The organism is Albidovulum salinarum (assembly GCF_025673475.1).
In the GTDB taxonomy this organism is placed as follows: Bacteria; Pseudomonadota; Alphaproteobacteria; order Rhodobacterales; family Rhodobacteraceae; genus Albidovulum; species Albidovulum salinarum.
On sequence record NZ_JAOVQO010000012.1, the window covers coordinates 1 to 25,027 of the forward strand.

Genomic DNA, 25,027 nt, shown 5'->3' on the forward strand with positions numbered 1-25,027 from the left:
GTCAGCTCCGACACGGCCTTTCTTAGCCGCTCGTTCTCCTTCTGTAGCCGCTTGAGCTCCCTCAGTTGGGCGGTTCCCATCCCGCCATACTGCATGCGCCAGCGATAGTAGGTCTGCTCGGTAATGCCCGACTCCGCGCCGTACACAGACACGCGCTTTAGGAACTCGTCGACCAAGCCGCTCGCCCCGGTGGCCTTGAGACGCTCAAGTATGCTCTCCACCAAGGAAGGGATCGACAAAGCAGGCGCATTGAGACCTGCATGGCACAGACCGATGCTTACGAGGAGCAGGCGCGCTTCCCCTGTGTCGTCATCACTGACAGGAATAGGCTCGATTTGGTGGACGCCATGGATGGCGTGACTTGAGGTGGCGCGAGTAGTGGTTTTTATCTCTACGCCCGTGCCTTTCCATGTGAAGTCCCTTGCCGAGCGGCGCCAGCCATCCCATCCAGGGCATCTCGGCATGAAACTCGGCCGCCAGCTCATCGGCCCGATATTCGCTGGGGATCGAAACGAGACGCAACCCTTCGCGCAGGACGGAAAGCTGTTCGCGCTCCTCCTTCCTGAGATGGCCCAGCCCGGAGGCCGCCTCGCGCCGGGCAATGAGCGCCGTGGCCCGGCGCCGGATGCGACGGCGGTCGTCTTCGCCGAGATCCGTCGGCGACCGCCAGCCGTCGCTCCCGTCCTCGTCCGGCGTATCGCTGATCGGATCGTCAGCCTGGTCTTCCGCCTTGCGGACGCGGAGGGCCCGAAGGTGTCGGCTCAGGCGGATCTCGATGTCATCCTTCGACTCGGTCTTGTCGGGGAAGCGGGCCGCGATGAAGGGGATGCGGGGCATAGGGATGGTCCTTTCCGAAACAGGGGCGGCACGCGCCGCCACGGCGCCCGCCGGACCGCATCGGTCAGGACAGAGGCACAGATGGAGAAGAACCCGGGTCTTGAGCCGGACCATGCGGATGGAGGGGGTGCGCGTCAACGGGGCCAGACTGGCGCGGACGCGCCAGCGATGGCCGATCGATTCCGCAATGCCGCGGAATCAAGCGATGCGTCAACCTATTGAAATTATATAGAAACCGGCCCGCCTCCGGGCCGGTGGACTTTAATCACCCGACAAATGGTCGTCGATTTGGGTCGAATGGGGCTCAATTGCCCGCCTTTTCAACACATGTGGAACCCACCAATTAATGACCATTGGGCTCTGGATATCCATTGATTTATATAGATAATTTATGACCCCTGACCCACGTCGGCGGCACGTTTGTCCATTCTGCACACTTCAAATGACCATCGAAAGTTGGCAACAAAAATGCCGCCCGAGGGCGGCATCCTGGTTCCTGGTATCGTATCGCCAGCCTGGCGGTCAGGCGAACGCGTAGTACACCTCTTCCGACAAGCCGGGCGGCGGAGATTCGAGCACGCGCTTTATCTCTTCGGGATCGACCAGGATCGCTCCGAAACCCGTCTGCCCGGCAAGGCGAACGACCCGGTGAAGATGCCCCGCGAAGAGAAGTTCGAGGATCACCTTGAGCCTGGCTCGCGCCCGCTCCGCCGAATTCGACAGGCAAGCAAGACCCTCGGGTGCTTCCGCCACCGACGGGATCTTGTCCTTCAGGAAGGTCTGGACTTTCTGGATGCTGCGGCCGTCGATTGCCTTTCCAACCTTGCTTTTCAACCCATCATGATCGTGGATACGGGTCAGGATTTCGAGCTCGATCAAAGCCGCGACCAGCGGTCGAGAGGCATTCAGGATGTCTGGCACCTGCGACGCCGGCACCGCATGCTTGGCCGCATCGATAAGGCCTCTTGCCCGGTCGTAATCCACGATGATGCGCTCGACGGCGTCGCCTTCATCCTGATGGGGCAACAGACCGGCAGCCCGCAAAACGTTGCGCAAGGTTTTCGGATGGATACCTTCCGTTCTGGCGATAGAGCGTACGCTGCTCAAGCGCGGCCGCACGACCGGCTCGCCGAGCAATTTCCGCCCGGTGACCAACGGCACATTCTGGGCGATTACATCGCGCAGAATGACACGGATCGGCCCGGGATCCTTTGACAGCCGGCTGGCAGAGAGCCAGCTGTAGAGCATCCCGAAAGCCTTCCGCGCACCGGGGCGCCCTTCACGCGTTACGTTCTTGCTCAGCGCGCCACGCAGGAAGACGCGGCCGACCAGCAGCTGGGTATTCGCCGCAATCGACGTATCCGTGAAGCCCATCAGCTTCTCGTGATGAAGCTCCAAGGCGGCCTGGCAATAGGCATCCTTCTTTGTCAGGCGGCGCATCGGTCGGCCAATGAGCGCGGAGGTCGAGACATGTGATTTCAGCTGGCGCTTGCGTGCCGCCTCGCGGTCGAAGTAGTCGCGCTCCACGCGGATCCGGCCGAGGCTCCCAAGGCGGGCCAGGTCGGCGTGCGAGAACTGGGCGGACAGTGCGGTGGTGTCATCCCGGGTGAAGACGACGCCGACTTCGGTCTCCACATGAACGCGGTAGGGGATGCCCTCGACCGTCACACGGTCCGCTTTGCCAAAGGCGTAGCGCGCATTCTCGAAGCTGAAGGAGAGATCCATTTTTAAGTCCTTTCGTTGGGTATGGGGCAGCGAGAGGCTGCAAGGGTGGACGCGATGGCCGTAAGCGGCATCGCGGGAGCAGAGAGTCTGGAAGGAAGCGTTCAGGTGTCGGAGTGATCTGTCTGGCCCTGCGGGCGGCGGACCGGCGATGGGAGGGCAGGCGCGCTGCCGCCCTGAAGTCTGGGCTTGGCACTGGAACCGATGGTGGCAGTTAAGGCTCGTTGAAAGCACTTCGCCTGAAGCGCGCTACCGCAGTCCACGAGCACCACTGCCGGTGCTGCGAACATTTTCCATTCGACCTTGGACATGATCTTCCCTTTGATAGGCATGAGTTGGCTGAGCCCAGGCGGGGACCGCCTAGGATTTCGGGGGTTGGAGTTTGGTGGGATCAGGAACGGTGCCGGCGTGACTTGGATTTCCGGACGACGCCGGCACCGGAGGATCAGTTTTGGAACGCGCGTCCCGGTCCGGCTGCCGCGGTGGTCGGCGATTTCCGGGCTCCCTGCATCACCGAGTGGAGGTCGACGATAATGTCGGGCACCTTGTCGATCACACGCACGAACCCGACCGGATCAGGCTTTTCGCAGCTCAGAAGGCTCTTCTCAAACAGCAGGGAAACTTCGGAAAAGAACCTTTCCACACTGCAGGTTTTGGCAGAGCGATTTCCTTTCTCGATTGCCGCGTCGAGAACCTCGGGAAACATCCCAGTGTTGCGTTCTGCGGTCGCATCCCTCGCGGCCGATTCCTGCAGCCGTGCAAGCATGCCTTCCATGATCAAACCTCCTTCGCCTTGAACACCATGGACCGGTAAGTGATGCGCTCGTAGTGGACCATCCGCAGATGACCGGACCGGATCAGCCGAATGATCGCGCGAAACCCCATCCCGTCGAGGCCGATCCTGGCCACGAGGTCCTCGATCGTCACGACGCCGACAGTGCCGCGCACGACACCCTGAGCGACAGGATCCCCAAAGGGATCAGGCCGGCGCACCGAGTGAAACAGCTTCGCGTTGAACAGCTCGACCGGACAGACATCGTCGTCGGAAAACAGGCGGAAGTCGTCGAGGAAGCCCCTTTCGATCGCCTGTTGCTTGATGCGCGACAGCTTCAGCAGGTAGCGCTGGCTGACACGCTCCATCGGCCGAACGGCGTATCCGATGACCTTGCCGTCCTTCCGGATCACGACGAAGTCGATGTAGTGATCGTGAAACTCGCCGAACTCATCGAACCACTCGAAGAGGACCTGTTCCCGGACTTCAAGAGTGTCCGGGCGGGCGACCATGAGCAGGACGGCATTGCCCTCAAGGTGGCTTTCCAGGCCAGTACGAACGCCGGGCCCGTCGCCAAAGACGCCGCATCCGGTGAAGTGTTTCGTCGAGGCAACCTGTGTGTCGCGGTCACCAGTGCTTTCCTCGGGCAAGCGAATGCCACCCTTCTTGAAGTGATAAGACATGATTTCTCCTGCCCCGGCCGCGCTGCGGGCGCCGGGTTATGTTGCTTGATTTTTGCGAAGCCGGTTCTTTTCCCGCGGGCACGAGCGTGCCAACAGCGGGTTGCTGCAAAGGAACCGAGTTCGCATTGGTGGGGGATGGCGGCCTTGGAAAGGCCGGTCTTAGCTGCTGCTAAGTGTCTTTGGGCGCTCCACTTCGTTCAGTTTGCAGTGTTCCAATCAACGGCCAGAAACGCTCGTGCCTTGTGGAAACCCAACCGGGCGAAGCTTGATCAACCGCGTATTCGAGAAGCGCCCCTAGACGCAGATGTCAGCAGCTGTCCATGCCCAGGTTTTCGGGGGCGGCGGAGGTTTTCGCAACACCGATTCAGGCCCATCAGACATGCGAATCCGATCATATCCCCATGATAAGTTTTGCCACCGATCTGGGAAAAACCGAGGGTCGTTTCGTTGTTCTTGTACGCGGACATTTCTCACCTGCCAGAAAAAGATCTGAGGGCTTCGGATTTCTTGTTGATAATCCCATGGAAAACCGTGGGGAAATCATGTGGATTGATTGACGACGCCTATCAGGGCCGCGCATCGGGTTCACGATGACGCGTTGATTCGGCTTGGAATCCGACGAAGAACCGAGTGCCGATTGCTCATCGTCAGTCTGATTCTATTTCTCCAGCACCGGCCAGCGCGGACAACTTTCGGAAAAGCGCATCCGACATCATGACGCGACGCTCCCACACCGGCGTTCCGATCTCACGAGGCTCAAGTCCGAACCAGATCTTGAGGTCGCCGGCGTCCGACTGATGTGAGAAGACTGCATGGGGTCCGTTCGTGCTGACTTCGACCGACACCTTTGCGTTGGCAAAACCGCCGGCGTGATCTTCGAAGCCAGCGTCGAGCCAATGCCCGCAGAAGTCCCCGAAAGTCGGGGCAAGCTTCAAGCCGGGCACGGGCAGTCGGTTCAGTGCGGCAAACAGCTTTCTGCTAAGGATTTCCTCCGACACATCCCACCGGATGTCGTCATCCTGCCAGAGCTCGCCGTAGACCAGCTTGAGCTCCGTCAGCCTGGAAACGAACTCAGGGGCATCCTTGGTCTCGATCCCCGCGGCCAGAGCCAGGTTGAGATGGAAGACATCCCTGCCTGTCATGGCAGCCGCGGCGCGCCCACGTCCGCCAGGGCTGCGCAGGCCGGCCTGCGCCAGCATACGCGCCATCGCGTCAACCTTGTTGGGATTCTCGCCGAACAGATCGGCCGATGCCCTGACCATTTCGCCTTTCGTCGCCATGACCGGCACCCTTCGAGAAGTCTTGTTGGCATACTGATAGCAGCGGCCAGAACACGCGTCAAGTTTACGGTAAAAGTTTTTCCGAAAAATCATCACCTGATGTGCGTCACGTCGGGCCAGCTTGCGTCACACCAGAGTGATCCCTTTTGGAGGCCGATGAGAACGGGTCCCGATTGGATAAGATGACAGCTCGAGATCGCGAACAACGTTCGAAACCTTGCGCTGTTCAATCTGGTCACGTCCGTCAAGGTGGTGTAATTTCCCAGATGACCTGAGGGCATGATCAGGCGGCTTTTGTTGTGATGCTGAGAATGGGGTCGATCTCCTCGTTGTCGATCTGGGCGAAGGCCTCGACCATCATGTAGCGGCTGGCGGTCTGCCATTCGTCATTCTGCTCGAACAGCACCGCTCCGATCAGCCGCATGATGGATGCCTCGTTGGGGAAGATTCCCACGACGTCGGCTCGCCGTTTCACCTCCTTGTTCAGCCGCTCGATGGGGTTCGTGCTGTGCAACTTGGTGCGGTGCTGGCGGGGGAAGGACATGTAGGCCAAGACGTCGTGCTCGCTGGCGTCCATCAGATCAGCCAGCTTGGGCCAACGGGGGCGCAGTTGCTCGGCGACCTTGCGCCAGGTCTCGCCGGCATGGGTGCGATCGGGCTGGTCGAAGGCCTGCCGGATCGCGGCGGCGATGACGGTGTGCTGGCCTCTGGACACATGTGCGAGGGCGTTCCGCATCCAGTGGACGCGGCAGCGTTGCCAAGTGGCCTCAAAAACCCGGGCGATGGCGGCCTTGAGGCCAGTATGGGCGTCGCTGATCACCAGCCGGACCCCGCCAAGGCCGCGGGCGCGCAGGGAGCGCAGGAACTCGGTCCAGAAGGTCTCGGCCTCTGACGGCCCGATGCCCAGGCCGATGATTTCCCGGCGGCCCTCGGTGTTGGCTGCGACGGCGATTATCGCCGCGACCGGCACGATGCGGCCGCCCTGACGCACTTTCAGATAGGTGGCGTCCAGCCAGAGATAAGGCCAGTCGCCGGCGAGCGGCCGGTTCAGGAACTCGCCGACCCGCTCATCGATGTCCTTGCAGAGCTTCGAGACAGTGCTCTTCGAGATGCCGGAGAGCCCCATGGCCTGCACCAGGTCGTCGACCCGCCGGGTGGAGACGCCGCCGATCCAAGCCTCCTGGATCACCGCCACCAGCGCCTGTTCCGAAGTCTTGCGGGCCTCGAGGAAGCCGGGGAAGTAGCTCCCCGCCGGAGCTTCGGAACCCGCAGGTTCAGCGTGCCCAGACGGGTATCGAGCGCGCGCTCCCGATACCCGTTGCGCCAGGTCGTGCGCTCACCGTTTCGTTCATGCCTGCCGGCACCGATCAAGCCGTCGACATCGGTCTCCATGATCAGCTGCAGGACGGCCTCGGCGATACTGCGCAGAAAGTCGCCCTGATCGTGCTTGGCCAGAAGCTCGGACAGGTCCATGTTGGCTTTGGTCATCGGGGTCTCCGTAAGGTTCGTGGTTGAAGCGTCGAAACTCCACCTCGACCATACACCTCGATGGCCACCCGGGATCACACCGACAAAGGCGCCGAAATTACACCACGTGCGCGGACGCTAACGTTCAATCTGGCGATCGATAGCAAGCTCTGTGGTTGTTACCTAGTCAACCTCCGGGGCCGAAGCCTATGAGATCGGCCTGGTCAAGGAGCGCGCATTTATCATCAAGAACAAGATGTATCGACCCAGTGAAAACCTGCTCATGCTACAGGAAGGAAGAAGTAGCGATGAGTGTACCAGTGGAAGACAACATCAAGCGTTGGACGGCAAAGCGCAAAACGGCGCTGGTAATCGAGATTACCCAGGGCAAGACCACGGTGGCAGAGGCCAGCCGGTCGTATGATCTGTCGCCTTCCGAGATCGAGGGCTGGGTCGAGGATGCCAAGTGGGGCATGGAGAACTCGCTGCGGGCCAACCCGCTCGACATCCGCGAGCAATATGAGAAGCAGCTGAAGGATCTGCAGGAGGCTTACGGCGAGGCCATGCTGGAACTGCGCGCCCGAAAAAAGTTGGCGGCCCTCATGGAGCGGGAGGACGGCAATTGATCCGGACGCTCCATGAGGGCTTTCTGGCCGATGGTATCGCGGTGCCGCTCTCCAAGCTCTGCGCCTGGTTCGGCGTGCCGCGGCGGACGGTCTACTACAAGCCAACCAAGGCGGCTCCCAAGGTCGATCCGCGCTTTGCCGAGCCGATCAAGGCGATGATCGAGGAGGAGCACTCCTTCGGCTATCGGACGGTCGCGTGGCTCCTGGGCTTCAACAAGAACACCGTGCAACGGATATTCCAGATCAAGGGCTGGCAGGTCCGCAAGCGCGCCGTGGGCATGCGTCCGCGCATCCAGGCCGTGCCGTCCGTCGCCACCACACCGAACGAGCGCTGGTCGACGGATCTGGCGCGTGTCTGGACCGGCAAGGACGGCTGGGCTTCGCTGGCCCTGGTGATCGACTGCCACACGCGCGAGCTTCTGGGCTGGCACCTGTCACGCTCAGGGCGACGCGGCCTCGCCCTTCGCCTCAGGCGCTTGGGTCACACCCGCAGCAAAGTCGCGACGTGGTCCGGGATCTCCGGCACGATGCCCTGCGGATTGAGCGCCTTGATCGAATAGTAGCCGTGCAGGATGTGATCCATGTCGACCGTCGCGCGCACGCCGGGTATCTGCAGTATCCGTTCCATGTATGCTGAAAGACGCGGGTAATCCCTGATCTGCCTGCGGTTGGTCTTGAAGAGACCGTGGTAGGCCGCGTCGAAGCGGATGAGCGTCACGAAGGCGCGGATGTCGATCTCGGTGAGGCGGTCGCCGAAGAGGAAATCGCCCGTCAGGCTCGACTCGAGTTCGTCCAGCATGGCGAAAACGCCATCCACCGCCTCTTCATAGGCCTCCTGCGAGGACGCGAAGCCGGCCTTGTAGACGCCGTTGTTGAGCAGTCCGTACATCCGTGCGCCAAGGCCGTCGATTTCCGCCGCCAGATCCTCGGGATAGAGCCGAAGGTCGGAGGGGGCCAGATGCTCGAAAGCAGTGTCGAACATCCGCAGGATGTCGGCGCTTTCGTTGTTCACCATGATGTCCTGCTTCGTGTCCCACAGCACCGGCACCGTGGCGCGGCCGGTAAACTTGGGATCGGCGCGGCTGTAAAGCTCGTGCATGTAACGCGCGCCGAACCGCGGGTCCTCGTCCGCGCCCGGATAGCCGCCAAAGCTCCAGCCCTGATCGGTCAGCGTGGGGTTGACGACGGTGACAGGGATCAGATCTTCAAGTCCTTTGAGTTTCCGGGCGATCAGCGTGCGCGACGCCCACGGGCAGATGAGCGCGACATAGAGGCGATAGCGCCCCGCCTCGGCCGGGAAACCACCCTCACCGGTCGGTCCCGGCCGGCGATCGGGCGTGATCCAGTTGCGGAAGCTCGAAACCTGACGCACGAAGCGCCCCTTCTCGTCGGCCTTCTGCACCGGCTGCCAGTTTTCAACCCATTTTCCTTCGAAAAGCATCGTGTTTATCCTCATTTCCGGTGAAAAACGAATGACCGCATCGACACCGATCCGAGGTCGATTGCATCGGTCATGAAGGTCAGGTCGTCGCGCGCGTTCGAGGCGCCGGCGATGGTGAGCGCGGGCAGGTAGTGGTCGATCGTCGGATGAGCCATCGTCAGTAGCGATCCCAGCCCCTCGCGGTCGACGAGCGCGTTGAAGTCACGCTCGGTCAGCCGATCGGCGAAGAGCGCGTCGAATTCGAGCGCGAAGTCGCGCGGCTTGCCGCCGAATCGCATGGCGCCCAGGTTATGCACGACGTTGCCGGAGCCGAGGATCAGGACGCCGCGGTCGCGCAATTCGGACAGGGTCCGGCCGATCTCAAGCTGGTGCGCGAGCCCCCGTCCCATGTCGATCGAGACCTGAAAGACCGGCACATCGGCTTCTGGATACAGGAACTTCAGCACGGCCCAGGCGCCGTGATCGAGACCCCAGGTGTCATCCTCCTGGGCGCGATGGCTGGCAAGCAGCGCTACAACGTCCCGCGCCAGGTGCGGATTTCCGGGGGCCGCGTAGTGCTCCGCGTAGAGCGCTTCCGGAAAGCCGTAGAAATCGTGGATCGTGCGTGGCATCGCCGAGACGTCGACCAGCGTCGTGTTCCGGGTCATCCAGTGCGCCGAGACGACAAGGATCGCCTGCGGGCGCGGAAGGCTCCGGCCGAGCACGGACCAGGCGCGGCTGAACGCGCTGTCCTCGATCGCGTGCATCGGACTGCCGTGGCCGAGGAACACGACCGGCATCCGGCCGGACGGTGCGAAACGGTCCCGAAGCTGCGGTAGGCTGTGCGTCTGCATGATGTCTATCCTGAGTACGGTCGGGCCGCATCCGGCGGCCCGACCCTGGGTGTCTTGTCAGGCGAAGTGGCCGAGGGACTTCTGCAGAGCGGGCACCCGAACCGCGAGGGCGCCGCCGCCCAGAAGCACGATCGCCGCCTGCACGATGACCCAGAACAGCGGGAATTCCCAACCGCCGCCCTCGCCCGAGAACAGCCAGCCATTGCCCCCGTGTACCCAGGTGGCGCCGAGCAGAACCGGGATCAGTGCCAGCGCGACGAGCCGCGTGCCGATGCCGAGGATCAGCGCCAGTCCGCCGGCGATCTCGGCGAAGATGGTCAGGTAGGCAAACAGCCCCGGCAGGCCCAGGCTTTCGAAATAGCCGACCGTGCCGGCGATCGTGAAGACGCTGACCTTCAGCCAGCCATGGGCGAGGAAAAGAGCGCCGCTCGAGACGCGAAGCGCGAGGGCGGCATAGTCGGAAGAGGTCTGCGTGGTCATGTCGTTTTCCTTGTTTGTGCCGCCTGCGCGGCGGCCTTGATCGATGCGGCGAAACTAAGGCTTGCAGACTATCAACAAAATAGAGACTTTGTTGATTGACTTACCTCATTTTGTTCTTAAATGGCCCATCATGGATCTCGTCGACCAACTCAAGGCGTTCGTCGCCACCGCGCAAACTGGCTCATTCACCGCCGCCGCCGAGCAACTCGGAATCTCGAATCGCCTGACGTCGAAATACGTCGCCGAGCTCGAATCCCGGCTCGGGGTCAGGCTCTTTCAACGCACCACCCGCAAGGTCGGCCTGACGCCCGCGGGCGAGGACCTCCTTGCTCGGGTCCCCGCCTTGCTCGGCGATCTCGACGATCTTCTCGCCGAAGTCTCAGAAGGCTCGCGCGGCATCTCCGGCGTTCTGCGCATCTCGGCGCCGGTCACCTTCGGAGAGGTCTACGTCGTCGGCATGCTGGGCCGGTTCGCGGCGGCCAATCCCGGCGTGATGCTCGATCTGCGGCTGAACGACCGCTACACCGATCTTGCCGCCGAGGGGATCGACCTTGCCTTCCGGATCGGGCGCTTTGACCTGGCCTCGCTCAAGGTGCGCAGGCTGGGTGAGTTCCGGAGCGTCGCCGTCGCGAGCTCCGATTACGTCGCGCAGCACGGCGCGCCGCAGACGCCGGCCGAACTGTCGGATCACGCCTGCATCGTCGACACCAACCGCCGCACCCCCCGCCGTTGGGTCTTTGAGCGTGAGGGAAGCAAGGAGACCGCCATTGTCGAGGGTCGGTTCCAAGTCAACTCGGCCCGCGCCGCCATCGAATTGGCGCAACGGGGCATGGGTATTGCCTACGTTCCGCGTTTCGCCCTTTGCGGGGCATTGGAAACCGGCGCCCTCGTCCCGCTTCTGGAGACCTTTGCCGGGGAAACCGGCCCTGTCGGCGCGGTCTATCTGGAGGGACGTGCCCTGCCCCGAAAGGTCCGGGCGCTGATCGACTTCGCTGTCAAGGATATTGGGAGCACCGCAATCCTCTGAGTCGGATAGATCGACTTCCGGGCGAGCCTCTGCTCGGAACCTCACTAGCGGTTGTCCGCCATATCCCGGGCTTCGGTTCGTCCTCAAAGTCTCCGCCTGACCGGGCGCTCTCCGAAGGTTGGCATCGGCTGCGTGTCGTCTCGCCCGCGACAACCCGTCTCCGCAGCCCCGGTGACAATCGTTGCGCGCCGCGACTTTCAATAAGCCATCCAAATCCACTCATTGGTTCAATTAATTTCTCTGCGCCGAAACAGCCGCATACTTTTCTCCGGTCAACACATATCCGAGGAAAGGATTACGCGATGACCGATGACATGCTGCACGTCATGGAGTGGCACAACGGCGAAAAGGACTATTCGCCGTTCTCCGACGCCGAGATGAAGCGGCGGCAGGATGACGTTCGCAAGTGGATGGCCGACAATAATGTCGATGCGGCGCTGTTCACGTCCTATCATTGTATCAACTACTATTCGGGCTGGCTCTACTGCTATTTCGGCCGCAAGTACGGCATGGTGATCACGCCGACCGCAGCGACCACGATCTCGGCCGGGATTGACGGGGGACAGCCGTGGCGTCGCAGCTTTGGCAACAATATCACCTATACCGACTGGCGGCGTGACAACTTCTACCGCGCCGTCCGGCAGCTGACGCCCGGCGCGAAGCGGCTCGGCATCGAGTTCGACCATGTGTCGCTCGACTACCGCACCCAGCTCGAAGCGGCGCTTCCGGGCGTGGAATTCGTCGACATCGGCCAGCCCTCGATGTGGATGCGCTCGATCAAGTCGGAAGAGGAGCACAAGCTGATCCGCGAAGGGGCGCGGGTCTGCGACGTCGGCGGCGCGGCGGTGGCAGCAGCGGTCAAGGCGGGCGTACCGGAGCACGAGGTGGCGATTGCCTCGACCAACGCCATGATCCGCGAGATCGCCAAGTCCTTCCCCTTCGTCGAGTTGATGGACACCTGGACCTGGTTTCAGTCGGGGATCAACACCGACGGCGCGCACAACCCGGTAACGAACCGCAAGATCGAGTCGGGCGACATCCTGTCGCTGAACACTTTCCCGATGATCTTCGGCTATTACACGGCGCTCGAGCGCACGCTCTTCTGCGACAGTGTCGATGACGCCAGCCTCGACATCTGGGAAAAGAACGTGGCCGTCCATCGGCGCGGGCTTGAACTGATCAAGCCGGGCGCGAAGTGCAGCGAAATCGCGCTCGAACTGAACGACATGTACCGGCAGTGGGACCTTCTGAAATACCGCTCGTTCGGATATGGTCATTCGTTCGGCGTGCTCTGCCACTATTACGGCCGCGAAGCCGGCGTCGAACTGCGCGAAGACATTGATACAGAATTGAGACCAGGCATGGTCGTATCGATGGAACCTATGGTGATGCTGCCTGAGGGAACGCCGGGGGCCGGCGGCTACCGCGAGCATGACATCCTGATCGTCACCGAAGACGGGGCAGAGAACATCACCGGCTTCCCCTTCGGACCCGAACACAACGTGATCCGCAACTGAACCCCGCCGGAATTTGCGAATGGGGCCCGGACAACCCGGGCCCCATTTGGCGTTCAACCCTTCGGCGCCTGAGCTTGAAAGGAAAAGGGGCCGGAAACCGGCCCCTTTTCTGATACCCGACCTTCCCGGGGAGCGCGCTGAAGCCGGGCAAGAAGACGTGGCTTATTGTCCGAATTCAGCTTTGAGCGCGCCGGCAATGCCTGCTGAACACACTTTGAGGAGGATCTCGCCCTTTTCCGCTGTCGCCTCCTTCGGGGAAGACAGCGTGCCGCTGGCTGGCGTCCATTCCGGCTTGACCGGATAGACGTCATAGGGCGGGAACGTCGCGGGATCGATGTCGACGGCAGCTTTGAGATTCACCAGTTCGGGATAGAGCGCGAGCATCAGCGAGGTTTCCAGTACGCCGCCATGTTCGAGATCCCAGCCGGGGAAGCCGTTGGGATAGAGCCGCGCGATCGTATCCTTGTCGACGAAGTCCCAGTAAGACAGGACCACGATCTTCATGTCCTCGATCCCGTCCCAGCGCAATTCGCGCAACGCGATGTCGATTCCCTCGACGATAAACCACGAATTCTCGAAATGCCCGTTGACCAGGCAGATCTTGCGCACGCCGTGGCGCGCGAATTCCTTGATCACGTCGCGCAGGGCGGCCACCAAGGTCGCGCCGTCGAGGCTCGTGGTGCCAGGCAGGTGATTGCCGCCGCCCGACTTCTGGTGCGACTTGTAGCCGTAGGTGAAAGGCGGCGCGACAAGTCCACCGACCTCGAGCGCGGCGCGGCGGGCGAATTCGGTCGGAAGCAGAACATCCACATGTAACGGCATGTGATGGCCGTGCTGCTCCATCGAGCCGATCGGAATCAGGATCGGCGTCGCGCCGTGGCGCACTTTTTCATCATAGACAGGCCACGTCAGTTCCGAGGCAAAGGGCGAAGTCTGGGGCATCGTCGTTCCACCATGTGTTGTGCTTTCCTCAGAATTTATGTTGTTCCAGCATCATAAGAAAAATAGATTGTTCTGATCTTGGCATTTGAAAGTTTAATCCATGCGCCGCTTCATCAACCTTCAGACCGATCTCTTGCGGACATTCGTTTCCGTGGTCGAACTGGGTGGACATTCCAAGGCGGGAGCTGCGTTGGGCCGGAGCCAGCCGGCAATCTCGCTCCAGATCCGGCGGCTGGAGGATCTTGTCGGCGCGACTCTCCTGACCCAGGACGGAAGAACCCCGGTTCCGACACAGGATGGCGAACTTCTTCTCGGCTTCGCTCGGGAGATGGTGCGTATCAATGACGAGGCGGTCAGCTACTTCCACCGGGCCGAGATCGCCGGTGTACTGCGGATCGGACTGCCCACGGACTATGCCGTGGCGTTCCTTCGCACCGCACTGACTGACTTCAGCCATGCCCATCCGGAGGTCGAACTGGAAATCCGTTGCGACCTGAGTCGCAAGCTGCACAGGCAACTCCGCGCGGACGAGCTCGACATAATCATTGCGGTGATGCCGAGCGCGCAAATGCCCTATCTGTCGCGCTCGTGGGTAGAAAGGCCCGTCTGGGCCGCCGCGGAAACCTTCGTGCTGAAGCCCGCGTCACCGGTTCCTCTCGCGGCTCACCCCGAGGGTTGCGAATACCGCTCGCGGATGGTGAACGCACTCGATGCGGCAAGCCGGCGGTGGCGCATCGTCTATGTGGATCCCGGGATATCAGGTATCCAGAATGCCGTGCTCAACGGGCTCTGCGTGAGCGCAGTGACCCGCGCGACGCTGTTGCCGGGCATGAGGATTCTGGATGCATCCGTAGGTTTCCCGCCTCTTGAAAGCCTACGCGTAGGCTTGTTCTACAAGCATCCCAGACTGTCAGACGCCGGACTGAAGCTCGTGAGTGACCTGGTCAACAAACTGGACACGATAGGGGCCGGCGAGAACGCTCACTCGGCCTGACACGACAGCCCTCGATATTTGCAACGCAAATCGAATGATTTCAATTACCGATTTTGCTAATCCAAGCTCGGTCACTAGCATTCCCTATCAAGATACCCCCGACGGTGCGTCCACAAGGAATGGGAGCGTAGAATGACCGAACTGAAACCATCAGCCACACGTCTGACCCGGCGAACTCTGCTGGCGAGCGGTGCCGCCGCACTCGCCACGCCGATGCTCAACCGTCGCGCCTTCGCGGCACCCGTCGAGTTGACGATGCTTGCCTGGTACGGCCACGCAGAGCCCGACGTAGTCGCGGAGTTCGAGGCCGAGAACAACGTCAAGTTCAAGCCTAAGTACTATACTGGCGGCGACAACATGCTGGGGCTCATCTCGCAGTCGCCGCCGGGCACATACGATGTGATCCTGTCAGATGCCGAATACGTGCAACAGCTCAACGCTGCCGGTTACATCGAGGAACTCGATCCGGCCGATTACCCGTTCGACGAGTTCTTCCCCGAGTTCCAGCAGTTCCCGGGCCACTGGTCCGACGGCAAGCTCTACTCCGTGCTGACCCGGTTCGGCTTTCTCGGCGTGGCCTACAACACCGACGCCCTGACCGAAACGGAAGCGTCGTCGTACAATATCTTTTGGAGCGAGAAGCTCACTGGCAAACTCGGCCATTTCGACTGGCACCTGCCGAACCTGGGGCAAATGAGCCTTTTGAACGGGAACGCCACCCCTTACGACATCGACGAGACCGCCTGGGAGGCGGTGAAGGAGAAGACGATGTCGCTCAGACCGCAGGTCGGCGGCTACTTCGACTACGGCGGCACCTTCTCGTCGCTCGAGAACGGTCAGATGCTGGCCTTCGCCGGTATCGGTGACTGGATCACCGGCGTGCTTCAGAAGAACGGGGCAAAGGTAGCCACCCGGATTCCGGACGAGGGCGGGCTGCAATGGACCGAGTCGTTCTCGATCGGAAAGGGTTCGACGAAGGCCGATCTCGCCAAGAAATGGATCCAGTACATCACCTCGGCAAACGGCCAGGCGAAGTCTGCGAACATGGCCGCCTATCCGGCGCTGATCCCCAACCAGAATGGCTGGGAGCGGCTCAATCAGGAGGTGCCGGAGGAGGCCGCGCGTCAGAACATGGTGCTGGGTCAGTCGAACGTGATGGACCTCATTCGCGACGGCCGGATCAAGTATCGGCAGTTGCCCGTGCAGCAGAGCCTCGAGGACTGGAACGACTTCTGGTCCGAATACAAGGGCGCCTGACGGGTTCTCCGGCCGGCGGCAGGCGCCGCCGGCCGGCCAATGCATGTTCGGCCGCTGCCGGACAGAAACCACCAAGCCGGGGAAGATCATCGATGCACAAGCGCGTCACCATTTACGGGCTGACCTTTTCCCTGCCGCTCTTGCTGTGGCAGCTGCTGTTCTTCGTTTTTCCCCTGGTCTTTCTAGTGGCGCTGAGCTTCTGGACGGTGCGCAACTTCCGGATGCAACCGGATTTCGATACCGTTAACTGGGTCACGATGTACGGCCGATCGGTCTTCTGGCAGTCCTATGGCCTGACGCTCGCCATGGCCGCCGCCGCGTCGGCGATCACCAGCATCCTGGCCTTCCCCTGCTCCTATGCGATCGCATTCAAGCTGACGCCGGGCATGCGCCAGCTGGCGATCTTCATGATGGTAATCCCTTTCTTCACGAGCTATCTCGTGCGGGTCTATTCCTGGCAGATATTCCTGTCCGACAACGGCATCATCAACGGCCTTCTCGGCCTCGCCGGTCTCGGGCCGCTGCCGATGCTCAACACCGTCTTCGCCACGATGATCGGCTATCTGACGCTGACCTTCCCGCTCGTCGTCCTGCTGCAACTCTTCAGCCTGATCTTCGTCGACCGGACGCTGATCGAAGCTGCGCACAACCTGCGTTGCGGCCGCCTGCGCACGGTATTTGCCGTGGTCATTCCCTCGGCGCGCGTCGGTTTGGTGATCGCGGCGCTGTTCAGCTTCATCCTGTGCTTCGGCGACTTCGTCAGCCCGATCTACCTGGGCGGCGGTGACCCGACAACGCTCTCGATCCTGATCACGGATACCACCAAATCGGGCCAGCAATGGCCACGCGCGGCAGTCATCGCGCTGACGATGATCGCGACGCTGCTCGCCGTCGCCTTCGCCGCCGTGCGCTTCGCTTACAAAGGGGCCGGGAAATGAACGACGCAAACCGCAATCCGCTGATCGAGTTCGCGCTTCGGCTCTACGTTGTCCTGAGCTTCGCGTTTGTCTTCGCGCCAATCGCCGCGAGCTTCGTCTTCTCGTTCAACTCCGACCGCTTTCCCTCGATCCCGCTCGGCTCGTTCTCGACCGAATGGTATCGCGCGGTCGCGACCGATCCACTGGTCTGGGAGGGGCTGAGAAACACGCTCGCCGTCGGCGTGATCGTGGCCGTGATCTCCACCGCGCTGGGGTTCGGCGCAGCCTACACCGATTTCCGCTACAAGTTCCTCGGCAAGACCGCCTATCTGGCGCTGGCGCTCCTGCCGCCGACGATCCCGGTCGTGATTCTCGGCCTCGCCATGCTCGCCTATCTGTCGCGGCTCAACCTCTCGGGCCAGGCGATCTCGGTGATCATTGCGCATATCGTGATCTGTTCGCCCTTCGCCATGGCGATCATCCGGCTACGCCTGTCGCAGATGGACCCCGATCTCGAAGCCGCCGCGTGGAATCTCGGGGCTTCGGAATGGGCGGCGATGCGACATGTGATTGTACCATTTGCCCGCCCGGCGATCTTCGCCGCACTCTTCATCACCATGGCCGTGTCCTTCGACGAATTCGCCATCGCCTGGTTCGTCTCGGGGCTGAACGAGACGCTTCCGGTGAAGGTTCTCGGCTTCCTTCAGGGCCAGGTCAGCCCCCGCATCAACGCGATCGGCACCTTCGTGTTCGTCACCTCGATGACATTGGTCATCATCGCCCAAATTCTGCTGACCGGCCGGTCGCGCGCACCGCGCGCCGGTGCCGGCGACTAGGAGATTTTCGCATGACTCAGGAAACGCTGGTCACCTTCGGTGGCGTCATCAAACGGTTTGGCGATTTCGTCGCGGTGCAGCGGCTTGATCTCGAAATCCAGAAGGGCGAGTTCCTCGCCATCATGGGATCGAGCGGTTGCGGCAAGACGACGACGCTGCGGATGCTCGCCGGCCTGGAAGCGCCGAGCGAAGGCCAGATCCGGCTTGGCGGAAAGCCGATCAACGATCTGCCTACCTGGCAGCGCGATACACCGATGGTATGGCAGAGCCTCGCACTCTTCCCCTTCCTCAACGTCATTGAGAACGTCGAATTCGCGCTGAAGATGCGCGGTGTCGGCGCGAAGGAGCGCCGGCAGCGGGCCGAGAACTGGCTGGAGCGAATGCAGATCAGCGAGTTTGCGACGCGCAACATCTCGCAGCTCTCCGGCGGCCAGAGGCAGCGCGTTGCGCTGGCGCGGTCACTCGTCGTCGAACCGGAGATCCTGCTGCTTGACGAACCGCTTTCCGCCCTCGACGCGCATCTGAAGGTACGGATGCAGTCGGTTCTCCAGAACCTCCAGCGGGAGCTCGGCATTACCTTCGTCTACGTGACCCACAGCCAGTCCGAGGCGTTCGCGATGGCCGATCGCGTGGTGATCATGAGCAAGGGGAAAGTCGAACAGATCGGCACCCCCCAAGAGATCTACAGGGCGCCGAAAACGCGGTTCGTTGCTGAGTTCCTTGGGTCGTCCAATATCTTTTCAGGGCGGGTCAGCAACCAGGGCATGCTTGAAACGCCAATCGGAACCTTCCGTTTGCCGGAGGCGGAGGCGGAGCGCCGCAAGGGGCAGAATGCAACGGGCGTCGTTCTTGACACGCGCACTGAACTTGGCGTCGAGAAACCGCAATCGGACCTGAATTTCACCGTTGCCAAGGTGGTTGGCGAGGAGTTCTCCGGGGCTACGGCGACTGTGTATCTCGAAGCCAGCGACGGGTCAGAAATTCGGGTTCAGAACTCGCACGAGGAAATCGGTCGTCTGCCGATTGCACCCGGTCAAGAGCTTTATGTTTCCTGGCGGCCCGAAGACACGCATGTGCTGTCGAATGATTGATCTTGGGATACCCGAGCCTGGCCCGCGCTCGAGCGAAAAACGCTCTGGCTCAGAGGGTTCTGGCATTACGCATGACAGCATGCATGTCGATGACGACCTGGTGTCCGTATGGCGAAGAATGCTGATGATGACTTGCCACGGACGGCTGGGGGCCGGGCGGCTTGTCTGGCTGCCCACGTCAGCGATCGGACGGCCCTGCCGCGTGCCGGGCGGCCCAACACCTGCAACAGACGACTCCCATGCTTGACGCGCCGCAACCGCTTGTCCCGCGGGGCGCCGCCTACTACCCGGTGCCGAACGGAGCCCCGACGCGGCACTATGCGTTCCTGCTGCTTTCGGACTTCACGCTGCTCGCCTTCAGCGCGGCCATCGACGCCTTCCGGATCGCCAACCAGCTGTCGCAGAAGCCGCTCTACCGCTGGACGGTGCTTTCCGAGGACGGGGCCCCCGTGCGCAGTTCCTGCGGCGTGAGTATCGGCGTCGACGGCGGGCTGACCCCGCTCAGCCGCGAGACGACGCTCTTCGTCTGCTCGGGCAACCTGAATGGACGGCAAGCCTCAAGCTCGACGCTGGCCTTCGTGAATCGGCACCACCGCTTCGGCGGAGCTGTAGGCGGCCTATGCACCGGTGCCGTCACGCTGGCGCGGGCGGGGCTCCTCGTTGGACGGGCATTCACGCTTCACTGGGAAAACCAGCCGGGTTTCAGCGAACTGTTTCCCGATCTCTTGCCGACACCGCGCAAGTTCGAGATCGACGGCCGGGTCCTCACTTGCGGCGGCGGCGCGGCCGCGACCGATCTGGCGCTCGCGATCATCGCCCAGGATCACGGACGGGAGTTCGCGACGATCGTCTCCGACATGTGCCTGCGGCGCGCCGATGTCGGCCCAGATCAGTCACAGCGCACATCCCTGGGGGCGGTTCTGCATACCCGCAATCCGCGGCTGATCTCGATCGTGCGCCTGATGGTCGAGAATTTCGAGGCGCCACTCTCGATGGAGGACCTGGCGGGCGAGGCCGGCTACACGCGGCGGCATCTCGAACGGCTGTTCCAGCTTTGCCTCGGTGAATCGCCCGGCCAGTTCTATCGGAACCTCCGGCTGGACCACGCCCGCAGTCTGCTGACCGACACCGACATGACGCTGTTCGAGATCGCGGCAGCCTGCGGATTCGAGAGCAAGGCCTATTTCGCCAAGGCGTTCAAGCAGCGCTTCGGCTGCCCGCCGAGCAAGCTCAACTACCATTTCCAACGCTGCGATCGAGCTTGATCGCAAACAAGGTCTCGATCGCGCTGGCAAAATCAGAGGGCGTCAACAGTCCGTCACCCCGAACGAAGCCGGACACTCTGGCTTCGGGCGGTCGCGGTTCGGGACCGGAACCACTCAAACGCAGCCCTTGATATCCAACCGAGTCAGATGATCGTCGCCGCAGTTGCCCTGATGATGTCGTCGCGGGTCACGCCGTCTGCGCATTCGACGATGTGCAAGCCCTTGTGAGTAACGTCGAGCACGCCGAGGTTGGTGATGATGCGATCGACCACGCCCTTACCGGTCAACGGCAGGGTGCATTCCTTCAGCACCTTGCTCTCGCCGTGCTTGTTGGTGTGATCCATGACCACCACCACCCGACCGACCCCGGCCACGAGGTCCATTGCGCCGCCCATGCCCTTGACGAGCTTTCCGGGGATCATCCAGTTCGCGAGGTCACCCTTCTCGGACACTTCCATCGCGCCGAGGATCGCCGCCGCAATCTTGCCGCCGCGAATCATGCCGAAACTCGTCGCGCTGTCGAAATAGGACGTGCGCGCCAGTTCGGTGATGGTCTGTTTGCCAGCGTTAATCAGGTCGGCATCTTCTTCACCCTCGAACGGGAAAGGCCCCATGCCCAGCATCCCGTTTTCGCTTTGAAGAGTGATGTCCTTGTCGCCGACATAGTTGGCCACAAGCGTCGGGATGCCGATCCCGAGGTTCACATACATCCCGTCCTCAAGTTCGTGCGCGGCCCGCTCGGCCATCTGATTGCGATCCCAGGGCATCAGGCTTCCTCCCGCTTGCGCACCGTGCGCTGTTCGATCCGCTTTTCGTGCTTACCCTGGATTAGGCGATGAACGTAGATTCCGGGCAGGTGAATGTGATCGGGATCAAGGGAACCGCGCGGCACGATCTCCTCGACCTCTGCCACACAGACCTTGCCGCACATGGCCGCCGGCGGGTTGAAGTTGCGCGCAGTCTTGCGGAAAATCAGGTTCCCGGTATCGTCGGCCTTCCACGCCTTTACGATGGACAGATCGGCAAAAATTCCCTTTTCGAGGATGTAGGTTTTGCCGTCGAATTCCTTGTGCTCCTTGCCCTCGGCGACCTGCGTGCCGACGCCCGTCTGGGTGTAGAACCCGGGAATGCCCGCACCGCCGGCGCGCATGCGTTCCGCAAGCGTGCCCTGCGGGTTGAATTCCAGCTCCAGTTCGCCAGAAAGGTATTGCCGCATGAATTCGGCGTTCTCGCCCACGTAGGACGACATCATCTTCTTGATCTGGCGCGTGGCCAGCAATTTGCCGAGGCCGAAGCCGTCGACACCCGCATTGTTGGAGGCCACGGTCAACTCCTTGACGCCGCTCTCCACCAGCGCGTCGATCAGCAATTCGGGGATGCCGCAGAGACCAAACCCGCCTGCGGCAATCAGCATTCCGTCATGCAGCAGGCCGTCGAGAGCCTCGGCCGCGGAGCCATATACTTTCTTCATGCCGCTTGTCCTTTTCGGGCATCGTCCGGCACGCTCAGTCCCAAGATGCGTCGCGCCTCTTGCCAAGTGGCGACCCGACGATTGTTCCGGTCGCAGATTTCGACGGCGCGGCGCACAAGTGCGGCGTTGGATGGTGCAAGCGTGTCCCGATCGAGGCGCACGTTATCCTCGAGCCCCGTGCGGGCATGGCCGCCCGCCGCGATGGCCCATTCGTTCAAGAGCTTCTGGTTCGCGCCGATACCTGCGGCGCACCAGGGCGCATCGGCCCCAAACAGGCGATGCACCGTGCGGATGTAGTATTCGAATACATCGCGATCGACAGGCATCGCGTTTTTTACGCCCATCACGAACTGGATGTAGGGCGTTCCCTTCAGCTGCCCCTTGTCGGCCATGTCGCGCGCTTTCAGGATGTGGCTCAGGTCAAAGGCCTCGATTTCGGGCTTGACGTCATGGGCCAGCATTTCGGAAGCGAGCCAGTCGACCAGATCGGGCGGGTTCTCGTAGACGCGGTTCGGGAAATTGTTGGAGCCGATGGAAAGAGACGCCATGTCCGGTCTCAGGGGCAGCATCCCGCCACGGGTCTTGCCTGCCCCCGATCTGCCACCGGTCGAGAACTGGACGATCATGCCCGGGCAGTGCCTCTCGATACCCTCTTTAAGGGCCGCGAACTTGTCCGGGTCCGAAGACGGTGTCTCGTCGTCATTGCGCACATGGGCGTGGACGATTGTGGCACCGGCCTCGAACGCTTCGTGCGTGGATTCCACCTGTTCAGACACTGAGATGGGAACGGCGGGGTTGTTGGCTTTCGTGGGCAGACTGCCCGTGATTGCCACGCAGATGATACAGGGGGTGGTCATCATGTTCTTCCATGTTGGACACGCCGGAGGCAACTCGGCGTGTCGGGCTCAACGTTTGCTCAGGGATGCGTGTTCGCCTCGACCGGCGACGGACCGGTCATGTTCCGCCTTTCCAGGACCTGTCGCTCCTCCTCCGTGAAGAACATCCAGCGGACATCGGCCGTCTTGTGCTTTTTGCATCCTGGGCAAGGGTTATCGGCGTTCTTGCACATGGCTCCTCCTCCCGTGCATTTGTCAGAAATGTCAGGCGGCCTTGGCCGACACCGACGGCATCTTGTCGAGTGCTGCGACGAAGAATGGACGAAACCCGTCGGGGTGTTCGCTCATCGGGAAATGCCCGAGCTCATCCATCACGGCGAGCGTGGCGCCGGGGATTGCCTTGGCGGTACGTTCGGCATCTTCCGGCGTGCAGGTCAGGTCGTAGGCCCCCACGATGATATGCACCGGCGTTTTGGTGGTATCGATGGTCGGCAGACGCGGGATCAGGCTGTCATCCTTGGTGTAGAAGCTCAGATCGCCGCGGAAGACGCCCGGACCGCTTTGCATGAACATCCAGAGCGTGTTCCAGCGCTCGGAATTCGGTGCGTAGGGCGAAATATTGGCCGACACCAGCGCCGCGCCCATTTCGCCGCCATGGGCGTCAGGGCGGTGGAACCAGTCGATATCGTACCAGGCAGGTTGGAAATCCGAGGCTTCTATGGCGATGAACCCGCTGAATTTCTCCGGATGCAGAGCCGCGAGTTGCAGCGCGATCCGCCCGCCCATGGAGCATCCCGCCAGCACCGGGCGATCGAGGCCCAATCCGTCGATCACGGCAAGCACGGTCTCGATATAGGTCTCGGTCGTCAGCAGGTATTCCTGCGTCTCGAAGCCCTCGGGCGGCAGCGACTTGCCGTGCCATGGCATGTCGAAGGCAACAAGCCGGTTCGACGCGGTGATCTCCGCATCGTTCATCAGGTGGCGCCACTGGCGGGTATCAGCGCCCGCGGTGTGCAAACAGAGCACGGGACGGCCTTGGCCGGCTTCCTCGAAATAGATGCGGCGGGGGGCGCCCCCGATACTGACGGTCACGTAGCGCCCGGTGATCGGTTCGATGCTCATGCTGCCAGCTCCTCTTTTGCGCGCGCCAGCGTCACGACTTCCTTGAAGAAGCGCAGGTTCTTGACGAGAGCCAGGATGTCTCCGTCGATCCGACCGCGACCGATCTTCACCAGACCAAAGATATCGTGGAATCCGGGCTCCGGGAGCGCTTGCCAGAATTTCGCAAGCGCCTCGGCATCGGTGCGCAGCGCAAAGCGCCAGGGGGTCTTGCGACTGGGGCCTTCGACGACCGACGCAAGATGGCCTTTCTCGAAAGACAGGTAGAACTCGTTGCCATCGACCTCGATCAGGACGGTCTCGGAAAACAGACGCCCGAGACGCAGAAGGTGCGGCCTGCCCTCCAGCGTCGATTGGATATGCTTGAAGGTGTCGATCACCTGAGCCTCCCTTGCATTCATGTGCTTGGGTGTTGGTGCCATGTCCATGCGTCAGGAGGCCATGCCGGCAGGGGTATGAGGCGATACCCCGACCTGCGCCGCACGGCAAAATCGCAGGGCCTTCTGCAGCTCAGCTCATCAAGAGACTGCTGCGGATCGATGCGGTATCATCCGATACCGGCGCAGGCATTGGGGTGAGCAGAGAATTCGGGGAAGTCTGTTTGCCGACGGGGGGCGTTGACGCGTCCCGTGTATGGACCCCAGATCGCTAGGAGGAGGAAAAATCCATGGGCATCGTCAACCAAGACAACATCACCGACGTGGTGATCGAGAGTCTCGGCAAGCACGGCGACATCACCGACCGCCAGCGCGAGATCGCGACCTCGCTGATCAAGCATATGCACGGCTTCATCAAGGACGTGAAGCTGCAGCACAGCGAATTCCTCGAAGCCTGCGCCTACCTCGCCCGCGCCGGCAAGCTGTGCAACGACAACCGCCAGGAATTCATCCTGCTCGCCGACATTCTCGGCATCGAGGTTCTGGTCGACATGATGACCAACCCGGTCGAGGGCAACGAGAGCGAATCCACGGTGCTTGGGCCGTTCTACCGCGAAAATCCGCCGGTTCTGCCGAAGGGCGCCTCGACCATCCAGAAGCACTATGACAACGAAGAGACCGCCTACTACGAAGGCTACATCAAGGACGAGAACGGCAAAGGCATCGCCGGCGTGACCCTCGATGTCTGGGAAGACGCGCCGAACGGGATCTACGAGAACCTCGACCCGGATCAGCCCGAATACAACCTGCGCGGCCGCTTCGAGACCGACGAGAGCGGCCACTACGCGTTCGTCGCCGTGCGCCCCGTGCCGTATCCGATCCCGGACGATGAAACCGCGGGCGAACTGCTGCGCTTCATGGGTCACCACCCGAACCGCCCCGGCCACATGCACTTCGTCATCTCCAAGGACGGCTATCGCCCGCTGATCAGCCAGATCTACGACGCGGACAGCGAGTGGCTGGAGAACGACAGCGTGTTCGCGGTCAAGGAAAGCCTGATCGGCAAGTTCAAGCCGGCGGCCAAGGAGCTTGGCACCGACCTGCACTTCGAATTCGACTTCGTTCTCAAGACTGCCGCCGCACAGGCGATCGCGGCTGAATAATCCACGATACCTCCCTGTAAACTGGCCCCCGTATCTCGGGGGCCTTTTTTCGTGAGGCGGTATGCCCTAACAAT

The 25,027-nt window shown here is 61.8% G+C and carries 26 protein-coding genes and 3 pseudogenes; 12 read left to right on the forward strand and 17 right to left on the reverse strand.

The window, feature by feature from the left end:
- The 6 genes and pseudogenes from OEZ60_RS13220 to OEZ60_RS13240 form a co-directional block, all read right to left on the reverse strand.
- Positions 1-125: pseudogene (locus OEZ60_RS13220) on the reverse strand (transposase); the annotation flags it as partial.
- 30 nt (positions 126-155) lie between these two features.
- A pseudogene (locus tag OEZ60_RS22295) lies at positions 156-389 on the reverse strand (hypothetical protein); the annotation flags it as partial.
- On the reverse strand, positions 313-951 hold the full coding sequence (locus OEZ60_RS13225; protein WP_263336975.1) for a hypothetical protein: 639 nt from the start codon (positions 949-951) through the stop codon (positions 313-315). The gene OEZ60_RS13225 and the pseudogene OEZ60_RS22295, both read right to left, overlap by 77 nt.
- Positions 952-1,359: 408 nt before the next feature.
- Positions 1,360-2,562 (reverse strand): hypothetical protein, encoded by a 1,203-nt coding sequence (locus OEZ60_RS13230; protein ID WP_263336977.1) that lies wholly within the window; start codon positions 2,560-2,562, stop codon positions 1,360-1,362.
- 442 nt (positions 2,563-3,004) lie between these two features.
- Complete coding sequence (locus tag OEZ60_RS13235; RefSeq protein ID WP_263336978.1) at positions 3,005-3,334, reverse strand: hypothetical protein; 330 nt, start codon at positions 3,332-3,334, stop codon at positions 3,005-3,007.
- 2 nt (positions 3,335-3,336) lie between these two features.
- Positions 3,337-3,981 (reverse strand): Tn7 transposase TnsA N-terminal domain-containing protein, encoded by a 645-nt coding sequence (locus tag OEZ60_RS13240; RefSeq protein ID WP_263336980.1) that lies wholly within the window; start codon positions 3,979-3,981, stop codon positions 3,337-3,339.
- Between the two features lie 353 nt (positions 3,982-4,334).
- Between OEZ60_RS13240 and OEZ60_RS13245 the strand changes: the two genes are divergently transcribed.
- On the forward strand, positions 4,335-4,571 hold the full coding sequence (locus OEZ60_RS13245; protein ID WP_263336982.1) for a hypothetical protein: 237 nt from the start codon (positions 4,335-4,337) through the stop codon (positions 4,569-4,571).
- Positions 4,572-4,661: 90 nt separating this feature from the next.
- Here the strand turns inward: OEZ60_RS13245 and OEZ60_RS13250 are convergent, their stop codons facing one another.
- Both OEZ60_RS13250 and OEZ60_RS13255 read right to left on the reverse strand, forming a co-directional pair.
- Positions 4,662-5,294: a hypothetical protein gene (locus tag OEZ60_RS13250; protein WP_263336985.1), complete on the reverse strand. Its 633-nt coding sequence runs from the start codon at positions 5,292-5,294 to the stop codon at positions 4,662-4,664.
- 283 nt (positions 5,295-5,577) lie between these two features.
- Positions 5,578-6,782: pseudogene (locus OEZ60_RS13255) on the reverse strand (IS256 family transposase).
- Positions 6,783-7,081: 299 nt separating this feature from the next.
- On the opposite strand from OEZ60_RS13255, the gene OEZ60_RS13260 reads away from it, so the two are divergent.
- Positions 7,082-7,387: a DUF1153 domain-containing protein gene (locus OEZ60_RS13260; protein WP_263336986.1), complete on the forward strand. Its 306-nt coding sequence runs from the start codon at positions 7,082-7,084 to the stop codon at positions 7,385-7,387.
- Positions 7,384-7,947, forward strand: a complete 564-nt coding sequence (locus tag OEZ60_RS13265; protein ID WP_263336989.1) for a hypothetical protein — start codon at positions 7,384-7,386, stop codon at positions 7,945-7,947. The genes OEZ60_RS13260 and OEZ60_RS13265 overlap by 4 nt, the downstream gene beginning before the upstream one ends.
- Here the strand turns inward: OEZ60_RS13265 and OEZ60_RS13270 are convergent.
- From OEZ60_RS13270 to OEZ60_RS13280, 3 genes are read right to left on the reverse strand one after another with little or no spacing between them, the layout of a single operon-like run.
- On the reverse strand, positions 7,869-8,828 hold the full coding sequence (locus OEZ60_RS13270; protein WP_263336992.1) for a glutathione S-transferase family protein: 960 nt from the start codon (positions 8,826-8,828) through the stop codon (positions 7,869-7,871). The genes OEZ60_RS13265 and OEZ60_RS13270 overlap by 79 nt on opposite strands.
- Before the next feature lie 11 nt (positions 8,829-8,839).
- Positions 8,840-9,661, reverse strand: coding sequence for a 4,5-DOPA-extradiol-dioxygenase (gene ygiD / locus OEZ60_RS13275; RefSeq protein ID WP_263336994.1), 822 nt, complete (start codon positions 9,659-9,661; stop codon positions 8,840-8,842).
- 57 nt (positions 9,662-9,718) lie between these two features.
- A complete protein-coding gene (locus OEZ60_RS13280) occupies positions 9,719-10,141 on the reverse strand; it encodes a DoxX family protein (protein ID WP_263336997.1) in 423 nt (140 codons plus the stop codon).
- Positions 10,142-10,271: 130 nt separating this feature from the next.
- Here OEZ60_RS13280 and OEZ60_RS13285 point away from each other — a divergent pair, with 130 nt between their 5' ends.
- Positions 10,272-11,168 (forward strand): LysR family transcriptional regulator, encoded by an 897-nt coding sequence (locus tag OEZ60_RS13285; RefSeq protein WP_263337371.1) that lies wholly within the window; start codon positions 10,272-10,274, stop codon positions 11,166-11,168.
- Between the two features lie 302 nt (positions 11,169-11,470).
- Positions 11,471-12,685, forward strand: coding sequence for a M24 family metallopeptidase (locus OEZ60_RS13290; protein WP_263336999.1), 1,215 nt, complete (start codon positions 11,471-11,473; stop codon positions 12,683-12,685).
- Between the two features lie 162 nt (positions 12,686-12,847).
- On the opposite strand, the gene OEZ60_RS13295 is transcribed toward OEZ60_RS13290, so the two are convergent.
- Positions 12,848-13,627: a creatininase gene (locus OEZ60_RS13295; RefSeq protein ID WP_263337002.1), complete on the reverse strand. Its 780-nt coding sequence runs from the start codon at positions 13,625-13,627 to the stop codon at positions 12,848-12,850.
- Positions 13,628-13,727: 100 nt separating this feature from the next.
- On the opposite strand from OEZ60_RS13295, the gene OEZ60_RS13300 reads away from it, so the two are divergent.
- The 6 genes from OEZ60_RS13300 (at position 13,728) to OEZ60_RS13325 (ending at position 19,987) form a co-directional block, all read left to right on the forward strand.
- Complete coding sequence (locus OEZ60_RS13300; RefSeq protein ID WP_263337005.1) at positions 13,728-14,621, forward strand: LysR substrate-binding domain-containing protein; 894 nt, start codon at positions 13,728-13,730, stop codon at positions 14,619-14,621.
- A 132-nt stretch (positions 14,622-14,753) separates the two neighbouring features.
- Positions 14,754-15,878, forward strand: coding sequence for a polyamine ABC transporter substrate-binding protein (locus OEZ60_RS13305; RefSeq protein WP_263337008.1), 1,125 nt, complete (start codon positions 14,754-14,756; stop codon positions 15,876-15,878).
- 92 nt (positions 15,879-15,970) lie between these two features.
- Positions 15,971-16,816: an ABC transporter permease gene (locus OEZ60_RS13310; RefSeq protein WP_263337010.1), complete on the forward strand. Its 846-nt coding sequence runs from the start codon at positions 15,971-15,973 to the stop codon at positions 16,814-16,816.
- Positions 16,813-17,631 carry an ABC transporter permease gene (locus OEZ60_RS13315; RefSeq protein ID WP_263337012.1) on the forward strand — a complete coding sequence of 273 codons (819 nt, stop codon included), beginning with the start codon at positions 16,813-16,815 and terminating at the stop codon, positions 17,629-17,631. The genes OEZ60_RS13310 and OEZ60_RS13315 overlap by 4 nt, the downstream gene beginning before the upstream one ends.
- 11 nt (positions 17,632-17,642) lie before the next feature.
- A complete protein-coding gene (locus OEZ60_RS13320; protein ID WP_263337013.1) occupies positions 17,643-18,722 on the forward strand; it encodes an ABC transporter ATP-binding protein in 1,080 nt (359 codons plus the stop codon).
- A 239-nt stretch (positions 18,723-18,961) separates the two neighbouring features.
- Positions 18,962-19,987, forward strand: a complete 1,026-nt coding sequence (locus OEZ60_RS13325) for a GlxA family transcriptional regulator (protein ID WP_263337016.1) — start codon at positions 18,962-18,964, stop codon at positions 19,985-19,987.
- Positions 19,988-20,130: 143 nt separating this feature from the next.
- Here OEZ60_RS13325 and OEZ60_RS13330 read toward each other — a convergent pair whose 3' ends face one another.
- From OEZ60_RS13330 to OEZ60_RS13350, 5 genes are all read right to left on the reverse strand, one after another.
- Positions 20,131-20,754 carry a 3-oxoacid CoA-transferase subunit B gene (locus OEZ60_RS13330; protein WP_263337019.1) on the reverse strand — a complete coding sequence of 208 codons (624 nt, stop codon included), beginning with the start codon at positions 20,752-20,754 and terminating at the stop codon, positions 20,131-20,133.
- Complete coding sequence (locus OEZ60_RS13335; protein WP_263337022.1) at positions 20,754-21,458, reverse strand: CoA transferase subunit A; 705 nt, start codon at positions 21,456-21,458, stop codon at positions 20,754-20,756. The genes OEZ60_RS13330 and OEZ60_RS13335 overlap by 1 nt, the downstream gene beginning before the upstream one ends.
- Positions 21,455-22,315 (reverse strand): beta-keto acid cleavage family enzyme, encoded by an 861-nt coding sequence (locus tag OEZ60_RS13340; RefSeq protein ID WP_263337374.1) that lies wholly within the window; start codon positions 22,313-22,315, stop codon positions 21,455-21,457. Before OEZ60_RS13340 ends, OEZ60_RS13335 begins: the two co-directional genes overlap by 4 nt.
- A 243-nt stretch (positions 22,316-22,558) precedes the next feature.
- A complete protein-coding gene (locus OEZ60_RS13345; protein ID WP_263337024.1) occupies positions 22,559-23,416 on the reverse strand; it encodes an alpha/beta fold hydrolase in 858 nt (285 codons plus the stop codon).
- Positions 23,413-23,814 (reverse strand): hypothetical protein, encoded by a 402-nt coding sequence (locus OEZ60_RS13350; RefSeq protein ID WP_263337377.1) that lies wholly within the window; start codon positions 23,812-23,814, stop codon positions 23,413-23,415. Before OEZ60_RS13350 ends, OEZ60_RS13345 begins: the two co-directional genes overlap by 4 nt.
- A gap of 266 nt (positions 23,815-24,080) precedes the next feature.
- Here OEZ60_RS13350 and OEZ60_RS13355 point away from each other — a divergent pair, with 266 nt between their 5' ends.
- Complete coding sequence (locus OEZ60_RS13355) at positions 24,081-24,953, forward strand: dioxygenase family protein (RefSeq protein WP_263337027.1); 873 nt, start codon at positions 24,081-24,083, stop codon at positions 24,951-24,953.
- Positions 24,954-25,027 lie beyond the last annotated feature (74 nt).

Coding starts and splice junctions, on each gene's coding strand:
- OEZ60_RS13225 (WP_263336975.1), bottom strand. CDS start 951: ATGGTCCGGCTCAAGACCCGGGTTCTTCTCCATCTGTGCCTCTGTCCT.
- OEZ60_RS13230 (WP_263336977.1), bottom strand. CDS start 2,562: ATGGATCTCTCCTTCAGCTTCGAGAATGCGCGCTACGCCTTTGGCAAA.
- OEZ60_RS13235 (WP_263336978.1), bottom strand. CDS start 3,334: ATGGAAGGCATGCTTGCACGGCTGCAGGAATCGGCCGCGAGGGATGCG.
- OEZ60_RS13245 (WP_263336982.1), top strand. CDS start 4,335: ATGCCCAGGTTTTCGGGGGCGGCGGAGGTTTTCGCAACACCGATTCAG.
- OEZ60_RS13250 (WP_263336985.1), bottom strand. CDS start 5,294: ATGGCGACGAAAGGCGAAATGGTCAGGGCATCGGCCGATCTGTTCGGC.
- OEZ60_RS13270 (WP_263336992.1), bottom strand. CDS start 8,828: ATGCTTTTCGAAGGAAAATGGGTTGAAAACTGGCAGCCGGTGCAGAAG.
- ygiD (WP_263336994.1), bottom strand. CDS start 9,661: ATGCAGACGCACAGCCTACCGCAGCTTCGGGACCGTTTCGCACCGTCC.
- OEZ60_RS13280 (WP_263336997.1), bottom strand. CDS start 10,141: ATGACCACGCAGACCTCTTCCGACTATGCCGCCCTCGCGCTTCGCGTC.
- OEZ60_RS13285 (WP_263337371.1), top strand. CDS start 10,272: ATGGATCTCGTCGACCAACTCAAGGCGTTCGTCGCCACCGCGCAAACT.
- OEZ60_RS13290 (WP_263336999.1), top strand. CDS start 11,471: ATGACCGATGACATGCTGCACGTCATGGAGTGGCACAACGGCGAAAAG.
- OEZ60_RS13295 (WP_263337002.1), bottom strand. CDS start 13,627: ATGCCCCAGACTTCGCCCTTTGCCTCGGAACTGACGTGGCCTGTCTAT.
- OEZ60_RS13300 (WP_263337005.1), top strand. CDS start 13,728: ATGCGCCGCTTCATCAACCTTCAGACCGATCTCTTGCGGACATTCGTT.
- OEZ60_RS13305 (WP_263337008.1), top strand. CDS start 14,754: ATGACCGAACTGAAACCATCAGCCACACGTCTGACCCGGCGAACTCTG.
- OEZ60_RS13310 (WP_263337010.1), top strand. CDS start 15,971: ATGCACAAGCGCGTCACCATTTACGGGCTGACCTTTTCCCTGCCGCTC.
- OEZ60_RS13315 (WP_263337012.1), top strand. CDS start 16,813: ATGAACGACGCAAACCGCAATCCGCTGATCGAGTTCGCGCTTCGGCTC.
- OEZ60_RS13320 (WP_263337013.1), top strand. CDS start 17,643: ATGACTCAGGAAACGCTGGTCACCTTCGGTGGCGTCATCAAACGGTTT.
- OEZ60_RS13325 (WP_263337016.1), top strand. CDS start 18,962: ATGCTTGACGCGCCGCAACCGCTTGTCCCGCGGGGCGCCGCCTACTAC.
- OEZ60_RS13330 (WP_263337019.1), bottom strand. CDS start 20,754: ATGCCCTGGGATCGCAATCAGATGGCCGAGCGGGCCGCGCACGAACTT.
- OEZ60_RS13335 (WP_263337022.1), bottom strand. CDS start 21,458: ATGAAGAAAGTATATGGCTCCGCGGCCGAGGCTCTCGACGGCCTGCTG.
- OEZ60_RS13340 (WP_263337374.1), bottom strand. CDS start 22,315: ATGACCACCCCCTGTATCATCTGCGTGGCAATCACGGGCAGTCTGCCC.
- OEZ60_RS13345 (WP_263337024.1), bottom strand. CDS start 23,416: ATGAGCATCGAACCGATCACCGGGCGCTACGTGACCGTCAGTATCGGG.
- OEZ60_RS13350 (WP_263337377.1), bottom strand. CDS start 23,814: ATGAATGCAAGGGAGGCTCAGGTGATCGACACCTTCAAGCATATCCAA.
- OEZ60_RS13355 (WP_263337027.1), top strand. CDS start 24,081: ATGGGCATCGTCAACCAAGACAACATCACCGACGTGGTGATCGAGAGT.